Source organism: Bacillus sp. AF62, from assembly GCF_050312695.1.
GTDB classification, from domain to species: domain Bacteria; phylum Bacillota; class Bacilli; order Bacillales; family Bacillaceae_G; genus Bacillus_A; species Bacillus_A cereus.
This window is the reverse complement of the sequence record NZ_JBNPJZ010000066.1, coordinates 61,832-83,947: the sequence shown is the minus strand read 5'-3', so window position 1 is coordinate 83,947 and position 22,116 is coordinate 61,832. Positions and strand designations below refer to the sequence as shown.

Sequence of the window (22,116 nt, the reverse complement as noted above, 5' to 3'; positions counted from 1 at the left end):
TACTATTGACAAAGAATTTTGTCCATGCTTTATCGGATTTATTTTCTAAGAATAATAACTTATTAACTCTTAACTATGTAAACTCTTTTCACTAATAATGACGCCATCTTCATCCGCATAGACATATTCATTTGGATTCCATTCTACTTGTCCAAAGTGCAATGAAATATTTCGTTCTCCTTTTCCTTCTTTCACACTTCTATTTGGCGTAGTTCCTAACGCTAAAATACCAATATTAATATTCTTTAGTTCACTAGAATCACGAACATACCCATTCACAATAATTCCTGCTAGCTTTCTTTCTTCCGCAATAGCTGCCAAATTATCACCGAGTAAAGCACAATTCGTAGACGCTCCGCCATCAACAACTAATACTGTTCCTTCTGGTAATGTTTGCAATCCTTCCTTCACTAGTACATTATCATCTTTCACTTTTACAGTTGCAATTTTCCCGTGGAATTGTTCTTTCTTCCCAAAAGACCGAAAAGACTGGCGACATATTTGTAATTCCTTTTCAAATTCATCACATAGATCAGTAGTTTTCCACATCTTGTTCCCTCTTTTCCTTTTTCTTTCTACATAACATATTCTTGGCTTATTATCGTTTCCCTGTCTAATATTGCAATAATTTGTATGTACGGGAAAGGATACAAAAACTATTGCCTTAAGAAGCTACCTTTATTATAATCTATTTCACAGATTAAATTCAGAATATTAAAAATTAACTAAGTGAAGAAGGAGGGATTTTATGCAAATACAAACTGAGGCAAAAAAACAACCTAGTAAACCAAAGTTTAAAATGCCTGATGCGTACGTACTACTATTTTTTATTGCCTTACTTTGCGCCATTGCTACGTACTTCGTTCCTGCTGGAGAATTTAAAAGGGTTACAAACGGGACCGTTACAACAACAATACCAGGTAGCTACCATTCTGTTCCGCAATCACCCGTAGGATTTGTTTCTTTTTTTACCGCTATTGAAAAAGGAATGACACTTGCTGCTCCTATTATCTTTCTAATTTTATTTACAGGTGGAGCTATTGCAATTCTTGAAAAAACAGGTGCTCTTGACGGTTTAATCTATCATGTTATTAACAAATTTCGGAATCAGCAATTACTTTTCATTTGTATAGTTGCTGCGCTCTTTTCTATTCTTGGAACGACTGGTATTATCGTTAACTCAGTTATCGGTTTTATCCCCATCGGTATCATCGTTGCACGCACGTTAAAATGGGACGCTATCGTCGGTGTAGCAATTATTTATTTAGGTACTTATGCTGGTTTTAATGCTACTATTTTATCTCCCTCACCTTTAGGCATTTCACAAAAGATCGCAGAACTTCCGATGTTTTCCGGGATTGGTTTACGCACCGCAATCTATATATCTTTTTTACTTGCCACTATCCTTTATATAAATTGGTATGTAAAACGCTTGAAAAAATCAAATAAAGGAAGCATCCTTGGCGACAACTGGTTTCCAAGTAACGCTCTTTCAAGCGAAAAAGAAACAGAGAAAAAAGAAGTTCCTTGGACGATACGTCATAAATTAATTTTACTCGTTTCAGCTTTATCATTAATTGCATTTTTAATAGGCGCTTTTCGTCTACATTGGACGGACGCAGAAATGACCGCTACTTTTATTTTCATTGCAATTACAGCAGGAATAATAGGTGGCATGAAAGCAAACGATATCGCATCCACTTTTCTAACTGGCTGCCAAAATCTTATCTACGGTGCTTTAATCGTCGGAATGGCTCGCTGTATTTCAGTCATTTTAGAACAAGGCAAATTACTTGATACAATCGTTAACCAACTCGCACAAGCTCTCGAAGGACAAAGCCCTGTATTTGGTGTTATCGGCATGTATGTGAGTAGTGCCGCATTACATTTCCTCATTTCATCCGGGACAGGAGAATCGGTTATTTTCATTCCGATATTAGCTCCATTAGCTGATTTCATGCACATTACACGCCAAGTTACAGTACAAGCTGTTATGCTTGGAGAAGGTGTAGTAAACTGCTTAAATCCAACTTCTGGTGTTTTAATGGGCGTTCTCGCAGCGAGCGGGATTTCTTATGGAAAATGGATTCGTTTCATGGCTCCACTTGCACTCATTTGGTTTATCATTGGACTTGTCTTTCTTATTGTTGGGGTGAATATTGAGTGGGGACCTTACTAAATACTTAACTAGATAAATAAGTACTATCGTTCCATATAAATATCTATTCTATTTCCCTCACTAGTCCTATTAAAATCATTTATTCTAGTAAAAATATAAGAAGGGATTGATCATAATGATCAATCCCTTTTATCAAACTATAATACCTTTAAAAATCTTAGTTCCAGATTTTATTTACCCATTCAGGATGATCAATAAAAGGATTGCGGTTATGTTGATATTTTGTAAAAATCACTTCATTACGCTTTCGCTCTAAATCATCGACCGGGTCTTGTTCATTCCATTTTAATAAGACAGATAGTTTCCCCATGTATGGATCTTTATTGTTATTCACTTTTTCATTTAGTTCTAAATCTATTTCGCCGTTGTCTCCCTCGTAACGAACAGCCATATAAAACAGCATTCTAGCGATATCTCCTTTTACACTATCACGAGGTTCCCAAGAATCACTATCATATTTACATTCTGTCGCTTCAGAATGATTCACACCACCATTATCAAAATCTAGATTTCCACGTGAACTATTTACAGATACATCCGTCGCTCTTAAATGATGTAGATCTGTTCCAGGTCCTGCAGTCGTTCCAAAGTCACCGTGAGATTTTGCCCAAACATGCTCTCGGTTCCAGTTATTTACTCCTGATCCATTCGTAAGTTTCCCTTGCGAACGACCAGTATATAAGAGTATCACATTATTTTTATTATTTGGATCTTCATCAGTATCTCTTAGTGCTTCCCAAACCGCACTGTATGATAACTTTGTATGATTATCAATAATATTATGCAGTTCCTTCTTTAATTCTAACCCCGTTTTTCCTATTGCATTATTATAATATGTATCGTCATAACTTTTTATAATAATCTCTTGTGCTGATGCAGGAGCTACTTCACCGTGTATAGTATCTGTGAATGATAGAGATGCAGAACCTAAAATAAAAAATGAAGATAGTGTAACCATAGCAATCTTTGTATTTCGAAACTTCATATACCCATTCCCCTTTAAAATATAATTTGAAGCTATTCACTAAAAAATGCTTTCTAACCCCCGAAACCTTTTAGAAACCCATACCCCTTTTCTGTTTATTTAATACAAGACTCTATCCAGTCTGTATCACTTCTAAACTTTTTGTTTATTCACATTCCAAACAATTTCACTTTTTACAAGGAATATCCTTCTCTTATAAAGATTATTAACATATTCTTTACAACTAAAAAGTAGTTTAATATTAACTTATAAATTTAAATTTATTTATGCAATAATGCATATTTGATAAATACTTTAAAAAACAGTTTGAATAAAAAGCATTCAAAGAAAACCGTGCAACAAAACAGATACAGTCTAAGACAGAAATAATAAAAATCAAGATGATAACTCGACTTTTCCCGTTTCCATAACTGTCTTTATTTTTGTGTAAAACCTTTATTTCTCTGAATAATACGTACAAAAATAGATTGGATACCATGTAGGCACCAATCTATTTTAATTAAAGAAACTGTGTCAATTCTGAGTTCACAATACGTTGTGCAGTAATGATAACACTGTCAGCTGTTAGTCCATAAACACTATATAGTCCACCAGGTTGATTAGGAACAATTTGAACTTCATATTCAAATGCTTGTCCAAGAGCAGGATGAACTAAACTTAGAGTTGCAAAAGTAGAAGCATTAGAATTTACATTGAAGTTTACCTGTTCAATTAATACTAATGAACCGTCAAGTCTAAAAACTCTAGCTACTCCAGTAAGTGGGCCAGCAGTACGGTTAAGGATCTTCACCCTAACTCTATTTGCATTAGCAGGTTGATTGCCTACGTTTTCAATTGGGCCTGTAGTAAGAGCCATATAACATCACCTCCATTATATTATTATGATATTCAATCATACGCATTAATGTTATAATCTAATTACCCAATTTATTTAAAATAAAAAAATGTTCGTTTTTATTGCGATAATTAATAAAAACGAACATTTTATAATGAATGAATTCGTAAAAAATAAATTCATATACTAAACTAAATCAATCTACAACAACCGTTTTTTTACAGACAATTACTCTTCCTTCCAACTCCCTCACTTTCGCCTAATATTGAGCCGGAAATCTTTCTACCCGCATGTTGCGAGATAAAATGCGTATCCATCCAATTCACAATTATTTCTTCCAGCTCTGGATGAAGGGACTTTCCCGCTCCTTTTTCATAATTCTTTTTAAAATCTAAAGCTTTGAACTCCCCCTCAAAACTTTTTAAACTATGATCCATATCTTTGATTACATGTACTGCAGAATCACCCTTCACATAATCACCGATCCGCTTCGCTCTTTCAGGGTCAGCCTGAATATCTTTATCACCAGCAATAGCTAGTACTGGACATGTTACTTGTTGTAAGTCTTTATAGATGTCATGCTGAAAATGCTCTCTAAACCACTTTGCATTCATCGGTTTAAAACCAACTTTAATCGTATCTTTTTCTGTGTTCATCATTTTCTCTTTTATTTTTTCCATCTGCTTTTCTCCACGTTTCTCCACATTGAGAAGACGCATTAGTTTTCCTTTTATTCCTTTCTGCTCTTTTAGTTCTTTATATGCAATTTCTCTTTGTCTTTTCGTAGCCTCTTCTAATGATTCCGCAGCCCCTGTAAGAAGGATAAGCCCATTAACTGGTGTTCTTGCATTTACTACTGTTGCCAACATACATCCTTCACTATGACCAGCTAAAATGATATTTTCTGGATCAACAAATGGCTGTTCTTTTAAATACGTAATCGTAGACTCTATATCACTAACTAAATCCCACATTCCAGTCTTCATGATATCTCCGTCACTCTTTCCTACTCCGCGCTTATCAAAGCGGAGCGTCACTACCCCAAGCCTCGCCAATACATGTGCTAAATCTTTATATATGTTCGACTCAAGCTTTAGCGGTACTATCGTTCCATCACGATCAATCTCTCCAGATCCAGCGATAATGACAACCGCTGCATACTTCCCGTCGGCTTTCGGTTTAGTAATCGTACCTAGCAAAGTTAATTCCCTCTTTATCGCTACTTCATATTCGTCAAAGGTCATTATATGAACCCTCCTTTTATTCAGTTATATCTAATTTGAATTTCAAACTCGCTATTATATTTTTGTACTCTCTTACATCTTTCATCGGAGCGAAAACTGGATTCTCTGCAATACTTTGTAACATACTTCGCTTTATAATCTCTTCATTTCTAACTGTTTTAGGACCAAGTGGAAACTCTGCAAACCATCCATCAATCGCATCAAAATAGGAATCTCCATGTAAATGTAGACTATTTACTGTAAAGCTCGCCGCACAAACCGCTGCATATTTCCGTAACATTTCTAATGAACCTTCAAAATTCCCTTGCATGCAATATACTTGTGCAGCAGCATAGTATACTTTTAAAGTCATATTGGGATGTAACGTTTCTAATTCATATATATCTATTAACATAAAAGCTCTATTTAAAATTACCTCTACTTTTTCAGCGCTTGAAGCATTTACTACTACATAATTCGGTATTGTCGCAACAAGTTGTATTAAATGTTGGTACATACTAATTTGCATTATTTCATTCGCTTTTTCAGTATTTCCAAGCATTTGATACGCCTGTGCGATTAAATCTTCCGCTGGGACGTTAGGACGTATCGTTTCGCCAAGTAATTGAAGCACCTCATTCGGTCTATTGAGTATAAGATAGCAAGTTGCTTGAAACGATACCGCCTCTTTCACAAGAGAAACATCGTCACTTTCTTCCTGTACCCTGCTAAAGAGATGCATTGCCTCTTCTAACATTTCAATTCTTTTATCCGTATCCTCCGTTAACATATGGTGATTAATAAAAAGTAGTCCCATTTGAAGTAATAACGGAAAACAAGAATAATATTTTTTGATTATTCCTCTGCACTCTATCATCACTTCATCAAACGGTTTTTCACTAAAAGCTTCTGCGAGTCTATGATATAAATTTTTAATATCTTCCTGTTTCATTTGCGGTGTATAACTAATTAGTTCATCTATACTAATGTTAAAGTATGATGCTAACAGTGGTAAAAATGTTATATCTGGATAACTCTGTCCCGTCTCCCATTTGGAAACAGATGCCTTCGTAATACCGATATACGCCGCTAACTCTTCCTGCGTAATTCCCTTTTCTTTTCTCTTATCCGCAATTTTTTTATGAATGTTTATCTCTTTCACATCATCACCTCATACTTTTATTATATGTTCTTTTTTCACACAAAATATGGATTTAAAGTCGACTTTCGTTAACAAAATCAACTGTTAGGAAACATCTATCTAAAATAAAATCAAAAGCAGGAACATATTTGATATGTTCCTGCCTTTTTAATGTGGGTACCGCTACATAGCCATCTAGCTAAGATTTTGAAGTACTTCAAAATCAAAAATCTCATCTCACCACAGTTTTCTATGGGAATCCAGTGAACAGCTTATTTACATAATTTTCGTTATTGGAAGTAAATTTAAGTTGTTTTTAAAGTAGGTATACCTAGTAGAAATTGTTGAATTGTGCCCGTTTATTAAAGTTTAATTTTCATTATGCTTTTTGTACTGAGTCCAGTGCTTTTTTTAATTCATCTGATTTTTGAGTGCCGATTACTACTGTGTTATATTGCAACTTTAACTCTATACCTTTATTTCCATTCATGTTATAGGCTTTTTCATTCTTAAGGTTAAAACGAATTCCCCATCCTCCAAATCGTTTTATTGGACTGTAAGTAATGCATTCATAATGATGTATATCTTTGAAAAGGTACTGCTTATATTGAAAATGAAAAGGAACAAAGCGGACATAAAGACCTTTTTCACGGACCTCAATGATCAGTTTCAATACTCCAAGCATTAATACAGGAAAGGCAATCCCGAACAACAACCACATAACAATTAAGACACCATTAGGAGCTGGTTTATCTCCAAACGGGATATCAAGAATAATTTGTTGAATAAATCCATACCACATCAGCATGGAGATCCCTAATATGAGTATCCATACCCAAATTGGGGATCGCTGAACCTCACGAAAGATAACTTGTTCTTGTTGTTTCATTAATGATTATAACCTCCTAAAAGGTTTATTTTTTCTCACTCATTTTAAGCCGTTTTGCACTTCCAAAAAATGCGCTCCCAATTATGAATATAACGGAAGAAAGATACATTGTTATCCCTGAGTATTTATTATCAAAAATTGTGAAATTAAGTAAATTAATGAACATCATTAATATAAGTGCTATGTACAATCCATTAATATATTTCATTTATCCCCCCCCTTTACTTTTTTGAAAACCCCTATGTGATAAATAGTGGTTTCTAAAGGTATTATTCAGAATGCCCTTTTCCCTATTTTACCATTTTATAGAGTTGATATGTTGTTTGTTTTCGGTTGAATATTGTATACACACTCGGTTAACATAACGTCTCATGATCAGTAGCAAGAAAAAAGGATAATCCGTCCTCATAATGGACTAATTATCCTATAAATCTTTATCTAAATTTAATAAAACAAGAACTTCTTTTCCTATGTATATTTACTTCGTTACCTCTCCAAACTGCGCTCTCGTCACTTTCGCCAAGTCATCAACTTTCAGCTCAATTTGTATACCAATTTTCCCGCCGCTCACTATCATCTTATCAAGTAATTGGGCGCTTTCATCGATACATGTAGAAAATAACTTCTTCATTCCGACTGGTGAACAACCACCACGAATATATCCTGACACTTTCGTAATATCTTTCACAGCAATCATTTCAATTTTCTTTTCACTTACTGCTTTTGCGGCAGCTTTTAAATCTAGTTCCTCATCTACCGGAATAATAAACACATGATAATTTTTACTATTTCCTTGAGCGATTAACGTTTTATATACTTCTCTCACTTCTCGTCCAATTTTCTCAGCTACTGATACACCATCAATTTTTCCATCGTCTGGATTATATGACATCATCGAATATTCAATTTTCTCTTTGTCTAATATTCGCATCGCATTTGTTTTATCTTTTTTCATAACGTTCTCCTTAAAAGGTTATTTCATATTATTAAGTTTTATTATACACCCTTTTCCATTTCTCCTACATAACTTCACGTATATTTCAAAACTAAAAATATTGATAATTCAAAAATCATCTGATATAATTTGGAAAAACTTATGTTAAGGAGAGATTTGTAATGCGAAATTTTAATACTTCTTTCCAACTTCATCATCATACGTAACGCCGTGTATCCGAAGAAAAATTTTTCTTCGTGGGTACAGGGCTTTTCCTGTTGACCCACGAAGCGTTCATAAAGCTATGTGGGTATTTTTATACCCGCATAGCTTTTTTTAATTTTAAAATAGGAGTGATTACAATGGAAATGAAAAATGTAAAAGGCACAAAAGACTATTTACCAGAGGAGCAAGTGCTGCGAAATAAAATTAAAAGGGCTTGTGAAGATACGTTTGAACGATACGGATGCAAACCGTTAGAGACACCGACGTTAAATATGTATGAGCTTATGTCTTACAAGTACGGCGGTGGCGATGAAATTTTAAAAGAATTATATACACTTGAGGATCAGGGAAAACGTGAGCTTGCCTTACGATACGATTTAACTATTCCATTCGCAAAAGTTGTGGCAATGAATCCGAATATTCGCCTCCCTTTTAAACGTTATGAAATTGGGAAAGTATTTCGAGATGGGCCAATTAAACAAGGAAGATTTCGTGAATTTATACAATGCGACGTTGATATAGTCGGTGTAGAATCAGTCATGGCAGAAGCGGAACTCATGAGCATGGCGTTTGAGCTGTTCCAAACATTAAACTTAGAGATAACGATCCAATATAATAACCGAAAATTGTTAAATGGTATTCTTCAGGCCATTAACATCCCTACTGAATTAACAAGTGACGTCATTTTATCATTAGACAAAATCGAAAAGATTGGGATTGATGGTGTACGAAAAGATGTATTAGAGCGCGGCATTTCTGAAGAAATGGCTGATACAATATGTAATACTGTATTATCTTGTCTAAAGCTTACAATTGTTGACTTTAAAGAAGCTTTCAATAACCAACTCGTTGCCGATGGAGTAAACGAATTGCAACAATTACAGCAATATTTAATCGCTCTCGGAATAAATGAAAATACGATATTCAATCCGTTTTTAGCAAGAGGACTCACAATGTATACAGGGACTGTATATGAAATCTTCCTAAAAGATGGCTCAATTACATCTAGCATAGGTAGTGGCGGCCGTTACGATAACATTATCGGAGCATTCCGTGGTGATAATATGAACTATCCAACAGTCGGCATTTCATTCGGTTTAGACGTTATTTATACAGCACTTTCGCAGAAAGAAACATTATCATCTACAGCGGATCTATTTATCATCCCACTCGGAACAGAATTACAATGCTTACAAATTGCCCAGCAATTACGTTCTACCACTTCCTTAAAAGTTGAACTTGAACTAGCAGGACGCAAATTAAAACGTGCCCTTAATTATGCCAATAAAGAGAATATCCCTTATGTGCTTATCATTGGTGAAGACGAACTTAGTACAGAAACCGTTATGCTGCGAAATATGAAGGAAGGTAGTGAGGTGAAGGTCTCCCTTTCTTCTTTAAGTAGTTATTTTTAATACGAACCACCCTCGTTTGGGTGGTTTTTCTATTTTATAGATAATCAATAATTAGTTTACATAAAATAATTACAAGCTACCTAAAACTAAAAATATATAATATCCAATTACCTGTTATTTTTAGTAATATATAGATATATTATTTTAGGAGGATTTACTTTGAAAACTTACATACAAGCACTAAAGTGGATCACAGGAATCTATCATCTTTTATTAATTCCTTGTTATTATTTATTTCCAAGTCTTGTTAACCTAGATGGATTACCTTTACTACTATTGATTGCTTTACATATCACTACTATTTTATTAGCTAAAAAAGCAGGGATGAATACGTACGCTCATTATATAGGTATTATCGTTACTCTAGTTGCCTTCTTTCCTTATATAGAAATCCTTCTACATATTATAGCAGCCATTTTTCTTTTATTAGATGCTGTTTCTATGAATGCAAAAGAAGTGTATGATTCATAGATGGATAAAATGAAACTTTAATCCATAGAGTTTTGAGATAGGTCGGCAAAAAGGATTTACTTTTTAAGTAAACCTTTTTTTCATTTTTAATTACTTTCCTTACTCAAGACTAATAAAAGAATATTCTGTTTAATTTTTATAAATTTCTAAATATTTATAATACATTCGAATTAACATACATTTTAGTTATGTAAAAAATCTAAGTTTTAAGGAGATGAATCCATGCTTAAAAAGTTGGTAGCAGGTGCATTATTAACTGTTTCGTCGTTAACTGGAGGAATGGGATTAGTATCAGCTAGTACCGAAAAAGATTATACGATTTCCTCTTTCGAATATGTAACTGTAGATGAAAAGACTGTTGATTCATTTAACAAATTGAGTGCTCCATTAAAGGAAGACGTAAAAATAACGTTAGTTCTACCGAAACAAAATCAAAATGGTGACTGGTTATCTTATGGATTTTCGAGCAAAGAAAGTTTAGAGGCTTTTATTGAAAAAGATAAACAAAGGTTGAATAATTCAATCACTCCCCTTGGTGTTGGAGGAAGCGGACCTGGTAGTACAGACTTCTATAAACGCACAAATCAAGGTAGCGAGTATTTTTCTGTAAGTAGCGGTTATAAAAACTTGTCTGCTAGTTGGCAAAATCAAATTGTTTCTGTACGTACAGCATCCCCTACCGCTAGCTATTCAACAACACTATGGGAACGTACTTCAACTGAAGGATATGGAAAAGGTGTTGTTTTTAAACATGCTGATTGGTATGGTCAAATTGCAAACTTAAATAACTTTCCAACTTCAGCAGTTGAAGTTAAAAAGTAAAAATATAGAAATAAAAGGTGTTTTCACGTATGGAAACACCTTTTATTTCTACAACTATTTCACATATCTCATCTATACCAATTTCAACTCTTAATTATTATTTTTCGTATTCCTACTCTCCAAAACCTTCTCCATATTATGAGTTGCCCATTCCATCATTAATAGAATCACTGGACGTAGTGATTCACCAAGCTCAGTTAATGAATATTCTACTTTTGGCGGCACTTCACGGTATACTTCGCGATGTATGATGCCATCTGCTTCAAGTTCTCTCAGCTGCAGTGTTAACATTCTTTGTGTGATATTTGGTTTTAATCTTTTTAATTCATTAAACCGCTTTGTACCATCTAATAAATGATACAAAATTACCCCTTTCCATTTCCCTCCAATCACCTCAACCATAGCTTCAACTGGACAAGAATATTTATTTAAAAATGGGTAATTTATATTATTTTCGTTTGGACAATCCATAATAAATCCCTTCCCTTAACATTAGTATCTTTTTTGATACTATACCACATAAATGTGCGTACTTGTATCTATGTTACTTTAAAAATATACTTTACTTACAAAAATAAATTCATGAAAAGAGGAACTTTTATGACAAATACAAAAGAAATTACAAAAGAAAAAATTATGGAGGCTTTTCATTTCAGACATGCATGTAAAGAGTTCGATCCTATGCACAAAATTTCAGAAGAGGATTTTAAATTCATTTTAGAAACAGGCAGATTATCTCCTTCTTCTTTTGGATATGAACCTTGGAAATTTATTGTCGTACAAAATAAAGAATTAAGAGAAAAACTACAACCGTATTCATGGGGCGCTGGTGGGCAACTTGCAACAGCTAGTCATTTTGTTATTGTTCTTTCAAGAAACATTAAAGATATGCATTATGATGCAGAGTATATTAAATATATGATGAACGATATTATTGGATTGCCTGAAGACACTCAAAAAATTAGATATGAATTCTTCAAAAAGTTCCAGGAAACAGATTTTAACTTATTACAATCCGATCGTGCTGTATTTGATTGGGCATCTAAACAAACTTATATTGCTTTAGGTAATATGATGACGAGTGCAGCTCAAATCGGTATTGATTCTTGTCCAATAGAAGGATTTGATAAAGAGGAAGTAGATTCTTTACTTCGTCAAGAAGGCATTATACAAGGCGATAATCTTGAAGTATCAGTTATGGTTGCCTTTGGTTACCGTAAAGAAGAGCCAAAGCGTGATAAAACAAGACAGACTATGGATACAATTGTTGAATGGATTAAGTAATATAGCACAGACAAATAATGCTCCTAATAGCTGTATACTCATACTAAAGAAGAATCAATTGTTTTCTTACGTATGAATTTGGTTTTTCATGGAAAGATATGTTAGTATGTATACAGTTTGAGTGCTCTATTTTTAGAGTCGAACAGGAGGAGAATGAATATGTCTGATATTGAAGTTGGCGAAGTGTTTACACTTAGCGATGAGAATAATGAGGATCAGGAAGTAGAAGTACTTGGAGCAATGGATGTCGAAGGTGCAGAATATATTGCAGTTGCCTTTGTTGAAGATATCCAAACAGAAACTGAGGAAGACATTGATATTTTCTTTTTAAAAGTAGAAGAAGATAATGAGTTTTCATACATTGAAAATGATGAAGAGTTTGATAAAGTATCTGCTGCTTTTGATAAGATTTTAGATGAACAAGAACAAGAGTAAACACGAGGGGGGATGCATATCCACCCTCTTTTTTTATTCATCACTCATTCAGTGATTTATGCAGTAACTCCAGTACATCTTTCATCGCAAAAGGTCCATCTTTTTTAACATGCTCCGCAAATTCTGAAACGAGACGTAATGTTCTCACACTTTCGATTGGATGTTCTCCTGATGCACTTTCAGCTGAAAGCATAACTGCATTCGTCCCGTCCAGTACAGCTTGAAACACATCAGTCACCTCTGCTCTTGTTGGAATAGAATGATCTACCATAGATTGAAGCATTTGTGTTGCTGTAATGACATATGTATTCGTTCGATTACATTCCTGAATCATCATTTTCTGTAAAAGCGGAATGCATTGATACGGTAACTCTACTCCTAAATCGCCCCTTGCAATCATAATTCCATCTGCTTCTTTACATATATCTTGAAAATTCTCGATTGCTTCCATCGTTTCTATTTTTGCAATTACATTAGGTGACGTTTCTTTATACTGTTGTATAAAATCTCGTATTTCTTTTATATGACTAGGTTTTCTTACGAAAGAACACGCGATAAAATCAACATTCTCTTCTAAAAGAAACTGAATATCTTTTTTATCTTTCTCTGTAATAGCTGGTAAACGAACAGCCGCATCTGGTAAATTAACTCCTTTATGAGATGAGATATTGCCACCTGTTTTTACCTTCGTTTCTATTTTGTCCGTACTTATCTTTTCAACAATTAATTCAACTTCTCCATCATTAATTAAAATTCTACTGCCTACTTTCACATCATTCGCAATTCCTTCATAATCAACACTCGCTTCTGTATTACTCCCTGTAACTGATTGTGTATGTAAAATAAAAGAATCTCCTGCCTGAAGTGTAATTTGCTCTCCCTTCACTTCACCTAATCTTATTTTAGGACCTTGTACATCACCCAAAAATTTAATAGAGTCATCTAATGATTTCACTAAACGAATGATGTCTTTATGACTTTCATGCGTGCCATGCGATAAATTCAGTCGAACAATTTTCATACCATTCTTTATTAACTGTGCTAACGTTTCTTTATTATTACTTGCGGGTCCAATTGTACAAATTCGATCGATTGTCATTTTTGTCACCATCCTTTTTTTAATAAGTTTCCCATATGAACTTAAAAATAACAGAGATTCTGAAATGAATAGATTTAAATTTACACGAATTTCATAAAGTTAAACCTGTATCCCTTGCTGGCTAAGCATTAGAAGATATATTCGCTTTTTTGCAAATGAAGACATGTTGAATCGAAAGTAAAAGAAAAGTTAAGTATGGAATAAACCATTGAGAGTTTCGAAATTTTCATATATTGTATGAATTGAGTTCGAACTCAAAAATTTAAAAAGGTGGGAAAATTAGTGAATATGAAAAAATCTTTATCGGTGACAACTTTAGGGTTAGCGGTTTTAGGTTTTGGTTTTACTAATAACGCAAGTGCTTCAGAGGTCGATACTGTAGACAAGCAGCCCGTTTTAGTTGACTTTGATACAATTCAATCAACAAAAACATCTAGTGTTCCTAGTTTGACTATTGCAGCTGCACCTAAGAATGACTCTAACATTAGCGTATATACTCCCTTTTTTGGTAACCCCTATGCAGTTGCTAAATCGAAATCAACTACGACCGAAGACTATGTTTATGCAAAAGCAAGAACTTTCAATGGCGATGGCTCATTAGTAAATACGAAAAGTAATAGTGCAAAAAAATCATCCTTTGTCAGTGCTACAGCGACCAACACAAGCGTTTATTATGGAGATGATTACGCTATCGGTAATCATACCTATAAATTAAGTGGTTATAATGATGTGAATCACGAAACAAAAGCCTTCTGGTAAGAAAGAGAAAAAAGATATGCATCTTGCATATCTTTTTTCTCTAATACTTTACATATATTGAGGTGCTATTTATGAAACAAATATATATTATTATCGGTGTTTTACTCATTTCATTACTTACAATTTATATTTTGTTCAATACCTCAATCATACAACCTCATCCACCTTCTAAAGAAAATAAGAGAGGGCAACAAACCAATACTATTTCTTACGGATTGAAGGATAATCAAGGCCAACATATTAACAACGGTAGTACAATTACTAGTGAGGATAATAAAATTAATGTATCATTATCATTCGTACATACTATTAACGAAAACCGAAAATATGGATTAATTGTTCTAGAAGATTACGAACAAAAACCTTTTAAAATAGAAGATACTACTAATGAAATATCACACTATTTTTTTGATATGAAGCCAAACAGTTCAATGACTACGAAAATCTCTTTACACACTTCTCCTAATGCAAGTGAATTAACCTTTTTAATAATTAAAAAACCTGAATACAAATTAAAAGATAATAACTTAAATAAAGCAGCCATTTTAGAAGATATTCTAAGTATGCGATACTCAATGCGTCTTCCTCAGAAAGAAAACGAAAAAATAAAACTCTCCCTTATAGATCCAGATGCTATTTTAAAAGATGGTCTTTACGAACCATTATTTGTTACGAACCGTGAAGAGAACTTACAAACTGTCTTCTTTGAAAAGGAAGGCAAGCAATTAATTTTATCAAACGGTAATGAAACAAATGATGAAATGACTTACGCAATCGTAGCTTTTAAAGATTGGAAACAAGTTGAAATATTTAACAATAGAAAAGTCGTTTATACTAAGGTTGCACCTGAAACAAGACAAATCTTTAATTTCACATTGCCTTCAGTGGATCAGGAAAGTAATTTGCAACTCGTCGCTTTTCCATTTCCTTATAAAGTTAGCGAAGAAGATTATATCAGTCAACAAGCATTCAGTTCCTTTCGCATCGTAATTGAAAATGAAAATAAATAAGTTATACTGTGCACATTACAACAACCTAAAAAAAGCCTACTCACACGAGTAGGCTTTTGAAACTATGAAAGTTTCGTCAATAACTGATTTAAATCTTTTTTCGTTTTCGTCGTTAATGATTTCATTTTATTAATATCGATTTTTTCTTTCTCCGCTCCTACAATTAACGGATACATACTTTGACCGATTGTTTTAGAATCCGTCGGATGTGATGCTTCTAGCTCTTTTTCAATCACATCCCACTTTTCATTAATTTGTTTGCCAAGCTTATTCACTGTTTCCAATTTTGGATTAGCAGCTAACTGCTTGTCCAAGCTATCAATTAATGCTACAACTTCTTTAACATTCGTTTTCACAGCAACACTTTTCTTCGGATCTTTCGTTGTCTTTCCGTTATTGTTTGTACTTGTGCTTTGATCTGTTGTTTTCCCGCTAGTCGTTTGATCATTCGTTTTTCCTGTCGTCTCTTTTTCTTTTGTTTTTACATTCTCGTTTTGAGTTGACGTTTTGCCATTACTTTCTGTTCCTGATGATTCTTTCGTATTTTTTGCATCCTTATCTGTTTTTTCATTTGAAGAAGTATTTGTTTCTTTTTCAGTATCTTTCGTTGTTTTTGACGCTTCATCTGCACTTGTCGTTTTTGCTTCTCCATCATTTTGCGCAGTTACTTGCTCTTTCTTTTCCGTTTCTTTATCTGCTGAAGGACTACAAGCTGCCATAGTAAGCATTGTACCAATTGTTATCGATGCGATAGCGACCTTTTTCATTTTCATATAAATCCCCCTATGTTTTACATAATTTATCCTCCCCTTTACGATTCGATTCCCCCTTAAAAAATCCCTTTTCATACGAATTATCATCTTTCCGACAGTAATCTTCATAATAATACGTACAAAAACTGATAAACTCATTTTAATATTCGAGTTTCTTCTACTTCATTTTTCTACTCGCAAGTAAAAGAAAAAGAGTATATTGTCACATTAAGAATTACTATCTTCATATGACGATATACTCTTCTATCAAATTTTTATCTTTCTTGACATTTTATTTATAAAAAAAATAAAATTTTCTTTCGTTTTTTGTTTCTCAACATTTGTTAACATAATATTTGTATGAATAACCACCATTCGAGTGAATGACTTGCCCAGTAACCCATTTCGCTTCTTCACTTACTAAAAAAGAAATTAAGCGCGCAGCATCCACCGGTTCTCCTACTTTACCTTGCGGGAACTTCCATACTAAATGATGCTTCAGCTCCTCTGTAATCCATCCTGTATTCGTCGGTCCTGGATCTACAGCATTCACTGTAATCCCCTTCTCCATCGCAACTGGTGCTACTGACTTTGTAAATGCTTCAATTGCCCCTTTCGTTGCTGCATATGCTAGTTCATCTGGCATTGGACCTACTGACTGTCCTGAAGTAAGATTAATAATACTCCCGCCCGTTTTAAGTGAATAATGTTTTATAAACAATGAACTTAATAGCATAGTAGCCCGAACATTAACTGTATAATGTTTATCCAACTGCTCTACATCTAATTCCTCAATTCTCGTATGAGTAGAATATACTGCATTATTAACTAGAATAGATGGATCACCTAACCGTTCTGATACCATATAAAATAAACGATTTGGCGAATAAGACTGCGATAAATTGATTTCTGCCATTTCACATCGAACATCGTAACTTTCAATTTCCTTTTTCAGCAAAAAGGGTTCTTGATCACTCATTCCCCATGGCATCGCTTTATCATACTTTGGCCAGTACGTGAAAAAAATGTCTATCCCCTTTTGAGCAAGCACCTTGCATACAGCTGCACCAATTCCATTCAGACGAGTTGCCCCTGTTACAATTGCTATTTTCTTCACCTTTTTCTCCTCCATCTATACGTAGATCCCCTGCATGAATACAGAGGATCTATCTTCTTATTGAATATTTGACAGTATACGTTCAGCACCTAATTTTAACATTTTAATAAAGATATAGTTTACAATCGTAAACATTACAAATAAAACGATAAACATAACCCAAAGTCCTACTTGAAGGAAGAAGTATAATACACTTACTCCACCCACAATAATTAAAGCTATTAAAATATTAGCTAAAAAATTCCATAAAGTTGTATATCGACTTTTAAATAATTTCTGTTCTGTATCCCAATGAATATCTGCAGTTTGTGCGTCCCAGCGTGTTCCGATTAAATTAATTAATAGTAACCCGTTCGCACTTAGTAAAAACCACAGTATCATAAAGACTGGAGAAATCCCAGCTACAACTGCCATCGTAATACCGAATACTGCTAAAATGATCACATTAATTAACCAAGCAGTGATTGCTTTCGCAAAAAAGATATCCGAAGCCTTTACTGGTAAATAACGATTCACAAACCAAGAGCTTCCATCTCGCGAAAATGACGTTGTTGCAATGACATTACTACCCATTAAAAATAACGATGCACAAAGGCCAACACCAATTGCAAATCCCGTTGTCTTTGGATTGTTAATATACTCTGTAATAAACTTTAAATTTCCATCTTGCACAAATAAAATAAAGAACAACATAATTGGCATAACGAAAGTTTGTACAATGCAATTTAAGAAAAATTGTGGTGTACGGAATAACGTTTTAAATTCTTTTTTCACATACGCTTTTAAATGCGAACTTTGTACTGTTGATTTCTGTAAACCTTCCGCCGAAATAACTTGTTTCTTTGCTGTACTCGTTGAAAGTCCAATAACCCCTTTTAAATATGTACGCTCTGCTATGTAATAAAACAACACAAAGAAGACAAATGAAATAACTGCAAAGATTATTACATATAAAGGTCCCTTCCAATTTGCATTTTCTACTAATGCCACTGCTCCAAAATATGTAGTTGGAAAATAATTTGTCATTTGTACTAAAAGAGAGGATTGATTATTCGCAAGATAACTCGCAATTGCATCTTCAGAAAACGCACTTTTATTTTTCCACTGCATAAATACGTTAATTCCTACAATAAATAGTATACTTACGATTCCGATAAATATATTGCCTCGATCTTTATTTTTCGCTATATTTGTATATCTCATGATTACTGTCATAAGTAACGAAGCTAATACTAACGGCACAATCGGGAAGAGTAAGTAAATCAAAATCATGTATATGTAATATGTAATAAATGCGCCACTTTTTAACCCGTACGTAATAAAGATTGGTAATAAAATGAATGAACTCATTACGTATTGTGTAATTAATACTGTTAAAAATTTTGCCGAAATAATTTGCGCTGGTTTTAATGGTAATGGTAGTAACATTTCAATGTCATTACTGTAATAAAATACAGTTAAAATGTTCGTAATACTCATTAAAAATACCCATATACTCGCAATCGCAAGTCCCATTGCGATAATCATTCCTGGGTCTTGCCCTAATTGTTTCGTTCCCTCATACATTGCGTGCGTTATAGAACCAAACATTAAAAAGCCAACAAATAAAATAGCTGCAAATGAAAATACATACGCCCATCGCTTCTTCTTATCTGTTATGAAATCTGCATAATTTAATTTCAATAATACTTTCGTTAACGTCCAAATTTTACTCATTTCCCGTCATCTCCAAGAACATTTTTTCAAGTGATTTATTGGATTTAAAATGATCTCTCATTTCATTTAAATTTCCTTTAAACTGCAAATTCCCCTTATTAATAATCGCAACGCGGTCACATATTTTTTCTGCTACTTCTAATACGTGTGTAGAGAAAAATACAATCTTTCCTTTATCCGCATGCTCTCTCATCATTTCTTTTAAAATATATGCAGATTTCGGATCAAGCCCTGTTAACGGTTCATCTAAAATCCATACATCTGGCTCATGCACGAGCACACCAATAATAACGATTTTTTGTCTCATACCGTGCGAATAACTTTGAATTTGATCAGATAATGCATTATAAAGATCAAACTTCTTCGCTAAAGACTCTATTCGTTCTTGTCTTACTTCTTTCGGCACTTCATACATATCAGCCATAAAGTTTAAATATTCAATTCCTTTTAAACGTAAAAACATATCTGGACTATCCGGCACATAACCAAACGTCTTCTTCGCTTCCATCGGCTCTTCCATAATATTTTTTCCGTTAATCGTAATAGTCCCTTTGTCCACCCCGTGAATGCCAGTAATCATCTTAATTGTCGTGGATTTACCCGCACCATTCGGTCCTAAAAATCCAAAGATTTCGCCGCTAGGTACAGATAAACTTAAATCTTTTACTGCATAGGTAGACCCATTATAACTTTTTGACACATTCGTAATTTCAATCATTCCATCCAATCCTTTCCTTAATTACCAAATAACTATATTGATATTATAGCATACTTCTATTTTAAGATTTTTACATTTTTCAGTTTATTTAACCTTTAAAATAAATATACACCCCTAATCCAACAACTAAAACGACAGCTAGTATAATATAAATCATTGTTAATCGTTTAATATTCCCCTTTGTCGCTTTGCTATAATTTGCATCACCATTCCGCCCAATTAACACCGTCGCAATGACAGTAATCACTACAAGTAATACAACGATCATGATCCAAGTTAGCATTTCTTCCTCCCCCTCCTTACAATCATTTTACAATATTATCCTCTTTATTTCGCAGCATATTTCCTCTTTTTACTATTATTATGAAGCAAACTGGAAAACTATTATTACCATTCCTATCCATACGTGATATATTTATAACATAACGTGACTTATTTCTAACACCGCAAGGAGGACCTATCATGAAAACAACTTGGATAAAATATTTAGGATTTCTCGGTTTCTTCGGTTTCCTCGGTTTTTTTATGAAAAAGGATTGTTTACTATGTTCTGTTTCTTCTCCTTTTTCACATCGTATAGAACAGTTCAACACGATGAACTGTTTGAACAAATTGTAAATAAATCGTGTCGCAATGCATTTATCATTACATTACTAACTACCGCTATCATTATGTTTATTGAAATGTTATTTCCAAACCCGATCTTACAAGAAATTGATATCGCTCTTATTTTCGGCACACTCATTCTTACGTTCGGTTTTTCTATGTTCTTTTATGATAAACCTGTTGATGAAATGGAAGATGCACCATGGCGTTCGTAACGAGGATAAAAGAATACCGCGCCAAATTGAACATGACACAAGAAGATTTAGCGAAGCAAGTTGGTGTACGCCGTGAAACAATTAGCCACCTTGAAAAAGGTAAGTATAATCCTTCATTGCAACTCGCTCACGATATAGCGAAGGCACTTCATAGTACGATTGATGAGATTTTTATTTTTGAGGATAAATAAAAAATACCGTCATTCTTTCCAAGAAGAATGACGGTATTTCTCATCGATTATCCATATAAAACCGCATGAAATACGCCTAATAGTAAGTATTGATCCTCCATGTAATCTCCATCATATGCATTCATCTCGATGTAATACATATCTTCCTCAAGACGAATATTCCAATCTGCGATTAAATAGCCTTTTCGTAATAATTTTCCCATTCCAAATGAAGTTTTATGAACAACATATTCTTCTGCCTTATATGTAAAGGTAAATAAGAAATTTGCATCCAATAACTTTCCGTCACATACAAGTATTTCATGCTCTGCATCATGATTATCTTTGTACATTACTAAAATCCTTCTTTGGCGCTGCCTACTTACATCCTTTGCAATGACGCGAATATTGTTCTTAATATCCTTTATTTCATAAATGATATTACTACCAATTTTCGGAATAAAATCCAGCACTCTCATCAGCGTATTTTTATAATAGCCCCTTACTACGCCTACTTGCTCGCTTCCATTATAAACCTCTATCGGCGTCGTATCTGCTTTGCTATCACACGGTCGTTTGTAAGAAAGCTGCATCATTCGCTCTCCTCTTAAGTACTGATCAAACGTCACAGGATATTCTATCGCACGCAGTTCCTTATTTAGCTCATATAAATAGCATTGAACGCTCTCTACTAATGTTTCAGTAGAGATACGCTCTTGAAGTTCAAATTCTTGCCAGCTGGAAGAAATATTCCATTGGTTATGATCCTCTTCATAGAAGAAACCAAGAATGACCTCTTCACGGTCAGCCGTTTCATATTTCATAGGCACGTTTTGCCCGTGTTGAACTTGTTCCATCCACTGACCTAAATAAATGCCCAGCTCTGCAACCTTCATACATGATTTTTGAAAAAATACTCTGTCACCCATACAAATTGTTAAATCCCCTTCGATAAAACCATTTGTATAAGCAACATACCGTGGCTCATCCTTCTGCGGGAGATTCTTGTCTAACTCAAATAAAAACGTTAACATCCTTTATTCACCTCTAGTTGTTACACAGTTCATACCTAACATTGCAGCACTCTGAGAAACTATGTATATATACACATTTAAT

Annotated in this window: 25 protein-coding genes and 1 pseudogene; 10 read left to right on the top strand and 16 right to left on the bottom strand. The window is 33.9% G+C overall.

Annotated features, from left to right (window positions below; genetic code table 11):
- Positions 1–69 precede the first annotated feature (69 nt).
- Positions 70–549 (bottom strand): ribonuclease E activity regulator RraA, encoded by a 480-nt coding sequence (rraA, locus tag ACQRBL_RS15930; RefSeq protein WP_023522511.1) that lies wholly within the window; start codon positions 547–549, stop codon positions 70–72.
- Positions 550–748: 199 nt separating this feature from the next.
- On the opposite strand from rraA, the gene ACQRBL_RS15925 reads away from it, so the two are divergent.
- Positions 749–2,179: a YfcC family protein gene (locus tag ACQRBL_RS15925; RefSeq protein ID WP_023522512.1), complete on the top strand. Its 1,431-nt coding sequence runs from the start codon at positions 749–751 to the stop codon at positions 2,177–2,179.
- Positions 2,180–2,336: 157 nt separating this feature from the next.
- Here the strand turns inward: ACQRBL_RS15925 and ACQRBL_RS15920 are convergent, their stop codons facing one another.
- The 7 genes from ACQRBL_RS15920 to ybaK form a co-directional block, all read right to left on the bottom strand.
- On the bottom strand, positions 2,337–3,164 hold the full coding sequence (locus ACQRBL_RS15920; protein WP_023522513.1) for an endonuclease I family protein: 828 nt from the start codon (positions 3,162–3,164) through the stop codon (positions 2,337–2,339).
- A gap of 499 nt (positions 3,165–3,663) precedes the next feature.
- On the bottom strand, positions 3,664–4,020 hold the full coding sequence (locus ACQRBL_RS15915; protein WP_001229424.1) for a hypothetical protein: 357 nt from the start codon (positions 4,018–4,020) through the stop codon (positions 3,664–3,666).
- 197 nt (positions 4,021–4,217) lie between these two features.
- The gene (locus tag ACQRBL_RS15910) at positions 4,218–5,243 is read right to left on the bottom strand and encodes an alpha/beta hydrolase family protein (protein WP_327878981.1); all 1,026 of its coding nucleotides are present in this window, start codon (positions 5,241–5,243) and stop codon (positions 4,218–4,220) included.
- Positions 5,244–5,259: 16 nt separating this feature from the next.
- The gene (locus ACQRBL_RS15905) at positions 5,260–6,384 is read right to left on the bottom strand and encodes a helix-turn-helix domain-containing protein (RefSeq protein ID WP_023522515.1); all 1,125 of its coding nucleotides are present in this window, start codon (positions 6,382–6,384) and stop codon (positions 5,260–5,262) included.
- A gap of 358 nt (positions 6,385–6,742) precedes the next feature.
- On the bottom strand, positions 6,743–7,252 hold the full coding sequence (locus tag ACQRBL_RS15900; protein WP_063548018.1) for a DUF6141 family protein: 510 nt from the start codon (positions 7,250–7,252) through the stop codon (positions 6,743–6,745).
- A 25-nt stretch (positions 7,253–7,277) separates the two neighbouring features.
- A complete protein-coding gene (locus ACQRBL_RS15895) occupies positions 7,278–7,460 on the bottom strand; it encodes a hypothetical protein (protein ID WP_000875160.1) in 183 nt (60 codons plus the stop codon).
- Positions 7,461–7,730: 270 nt separating this feature from the next.
- Entirely contained in the window at positions 7,731–8,207 is a 477-nt protein-coding gene (ybaK, locus tag ACQRBL_RS15890; RefSeq protein ID WP_023522517.1) for a Cys-tRNA(Pro) deacylase, read from the bottom strand.
- Between the two features lie 341 nt (positions 8,208–8,548).
- Between ybaK and ACQRBL_RS15885 the strand changes: the two genes are divergently transcribed.
- From ACQRBL_RS15885 to ACQRBL_RS15875, 3 genes are all read left to right on the top strand, one after another.
- Positions 8,549–9,826, top strand: a complete 1,278-nt coding sequence (locus ACQRBL_RS15885; protein ID WP_411995911.1) for a histidine--tRNA ligase — start codon at positions 8,549–8,551, stop codon at positions 9,824–9,826.
- 159 nt (positions 9,827–9,985) lie between these two features.
- Positions 9,986–10,297 (top strand): hypothetical protein, encoded by a 312-nt coding sequence (locus ACQRBL_RS15880; protein ID WP_000860701.1) that lies wholly within the window; start codon positions 9,986–9,988, stop codon positions 10,295–10,297.
- Between the two features lie 222 nt (positions 10,298–10,519).
- Positions 10,520–11,119 (top strand): hypothetical protein, encoded by a 600-nt coding sequence (locus tag ACQRBL_RS15875; RefSeq protein ID WP_023522519.1) that lies wholly within the window; start codon positions 10,520–10,522, stop codon positions 11,117–11,119.
- Positions 11,120–11,209: 90 nt separating this feature from the next.
- On the opposite strand, the gene ACQRBL_RS15870 is transcribed toward ACQRBL_RS15875, so the two are convergent.
- On the bottom strand, positions 11,210–11,590 hold the full coding sequence (locus ACQRBL_RS15870) for a winged helix-turn-helix transcriptional regulator (protein ID WP_000340580.1): 381 nt from the start codon (positions 11,588–11,590) through the stop codon (positions 11,210–11,212).
- Positions 11,591–11,719: 129 nt separating this feature from the next.
- On the opposite strand from ACQRBL_RS15870, the gene ACQRBL_RS15865 reads away from it, so the two are divergent.
- Positions 11,720–12,403, top strand: coding sequence for an NAD(P)H-dependent oxidoreductase (locus ACQRBL_RS15865; RefSeq protein WP_000185606.1), 684 nt, complete (start codon positions 11,720–11,722; stop codon positions 12,401–12,403).
- Positions 12,404–12,556: 153 nt separating this feature from the next.
- Positions 12,557–12,838: a DUF1292 domain-containing protein gene (locus ACQRBL_RS15860; RefSeq protein ID WP_003271045.1), complete on the top strand. Its 282-nt coding sequence runs from the start codon at positions 12,557–12,559 to the stop codon at positions 12,836–12,838.
- A 40-nt stretch (positions 12,839–12,878) separates the two neighbouring features.
- Here the strand turns inward: ACQRBL_RS15860 and ACQRBL_RS15855 are convergent, their stop codons facing one another.
- Positions 12,879–13,937, bottom strand: a complete 1,059-nt coding sequence (locus ACQRBL_RS15855) for a pyruvate kinase (RefSeq protein WP_065484514.1) — start codon at positions 13,935–13,937, stop codon at positions 12,879–12,881.
- 282 nt (positions 13,938–14,219) lie between these two features.
- On the opposite strand from ACQRBL_RS15855, the gene ACQRBL_RS15850 reads away from it, so the two are divergent.
- A complete protein-coding gene (locus ACQRBL_RS15850; RefSeq protein WP_023522521.1) occupies positions 14,220–14,696 on the top strand; it encodes a hypothetical protein in 477 nt (158 codons plus the stop codon).
- A gap of 71 nt (positions 14,697–14,767) precedes the next feature.
- Positions 14,768–15,706 carry a hypothetical protein gene (locus ACQRBL_RS15845; protein ID WP_023522522.1) on the top strand — a complete coding sequence of 313 codons (939 nt, stop codon included), beginning with the start codon at positions 14,768–14,770 and terminating at the stop codon, positions 15,704–15,706.
- A 62-nt stretch (positions 15,707–15,768) separates the two neighbouring features.
- Here the strand turns inward: ACQRBL_RS15845 and ACQRBL_RS15840 are convergent, their stop codons facing one another.
- The 5 genes from ACQRBL_RS15840 to ACQRBL_RS15820 form a co-directional block, all read right to left on the bottom strand.
- On the bottom strand, positions 15,769–16,479 hold the full coding sequence (locus tag ACQRBL_RS15840; protein WP_000782542.1) for a hypothetical protein: 711 nt from the start codon (positions 16,477–16,479) through the stop codon (positions 15,769–15,771).
- Positions 16,480–16,792: 313 nt separating this feature from the next.
- On the bottom strand, positions 16,793–17,575 hold the full coding sequence (locus ACQRBL_RS15835; RefSeq protein WP_411995910.1) for an SDR family oxidoreductase: 783 nt from the start codon (positions 17,573–17,575) through the stop codon (positions 16,793–16,795).
- A gap of 57 nt (positions 17,576–17,632) precedes the next feature.
- The gene (locus ACQRBL_RS15830) at positions 17,633–19,291 is read right to left on the bottom strand and encodes a putative ABC transporter permease subunit (RefSeq protein WP_023522523.1); all 1,659 of its coding nucleotides are present in this window, start codon (positions 19,289–19,291) and stop codon (positions 17,633–17,635) included.
- Entirely contained in the window at positions 19,284–20,009 is a 726-nt protein-coding gene (locus ACQRBL_RS15825) for an ABC transporter ATP-binding protein (RefSeq protein ID WP_411995909.1), read from the bottom strand. Before ACQRBL_RS15825 ends, ACQRBL_RS15830 begins: the two co-directional genes overlap by 8 nt.
- Positions 20,010–20,097: 88 nt before the next feature.
- The gene (locus tag ACQRBL_RS15820) at positions 20,098–20,292 is read right to left on the bottom strand and encodes a hypothetical protein (protein WP_000958863.1); all 195 of its coding nucleotides are present in this window, start codon (positions 20,290–20,292) and stop codon (positions 20,098–20,100) included.
- A gap of 179 nt (positions 20,293–20,471) precedes the next feature.
- Between ACQRBL_RS15820 and ACQRBL_RS15815 the strand changes: the two are divergent.
- Positions 20,472–20,830, top strand: a pseudogene (locus ACQRBL_RS15815) (DUF3796 domain-containing protein).
- On the top strand, positions 20,818–21,021 hold the full coding sequence (locus tag ACQRBL_RS15810) for a helix-turn-helix transcriptional regulator (protein ID WP_000896321.1): 204 nt from the start codon (positions 20,818–20,820) through the stop codon (positions 21,019–21,021). The pseudogene ACQRBL_RS15815 and the gene ACQRBL_RS15810 overlap by 13 nt, the downstream one beginning before the upstream one ends.
- Positions 21,022–21,068: 47 nt before the next feature.
- Here the strand turns inward: ACQRBL_RS15810 and ACQRBL_RS15805 are convergent, their stop codons facing one another.
- Positions 21,069–22,034 carry a tubby C-terminal domain-like protein gene (locus ACQRBL_RS15805; RefSeq protein WP_065484518.1) on the bottom strand — a complete coding sequence of 322 codons (966 nt, stop codon included), beginning with the start codon at positions 22,032–22,034 and terminating at the stop codon, positions 21,069–21,071.
- Positions 22,035–22,116 lie beyond the last annotated feature (82 nt).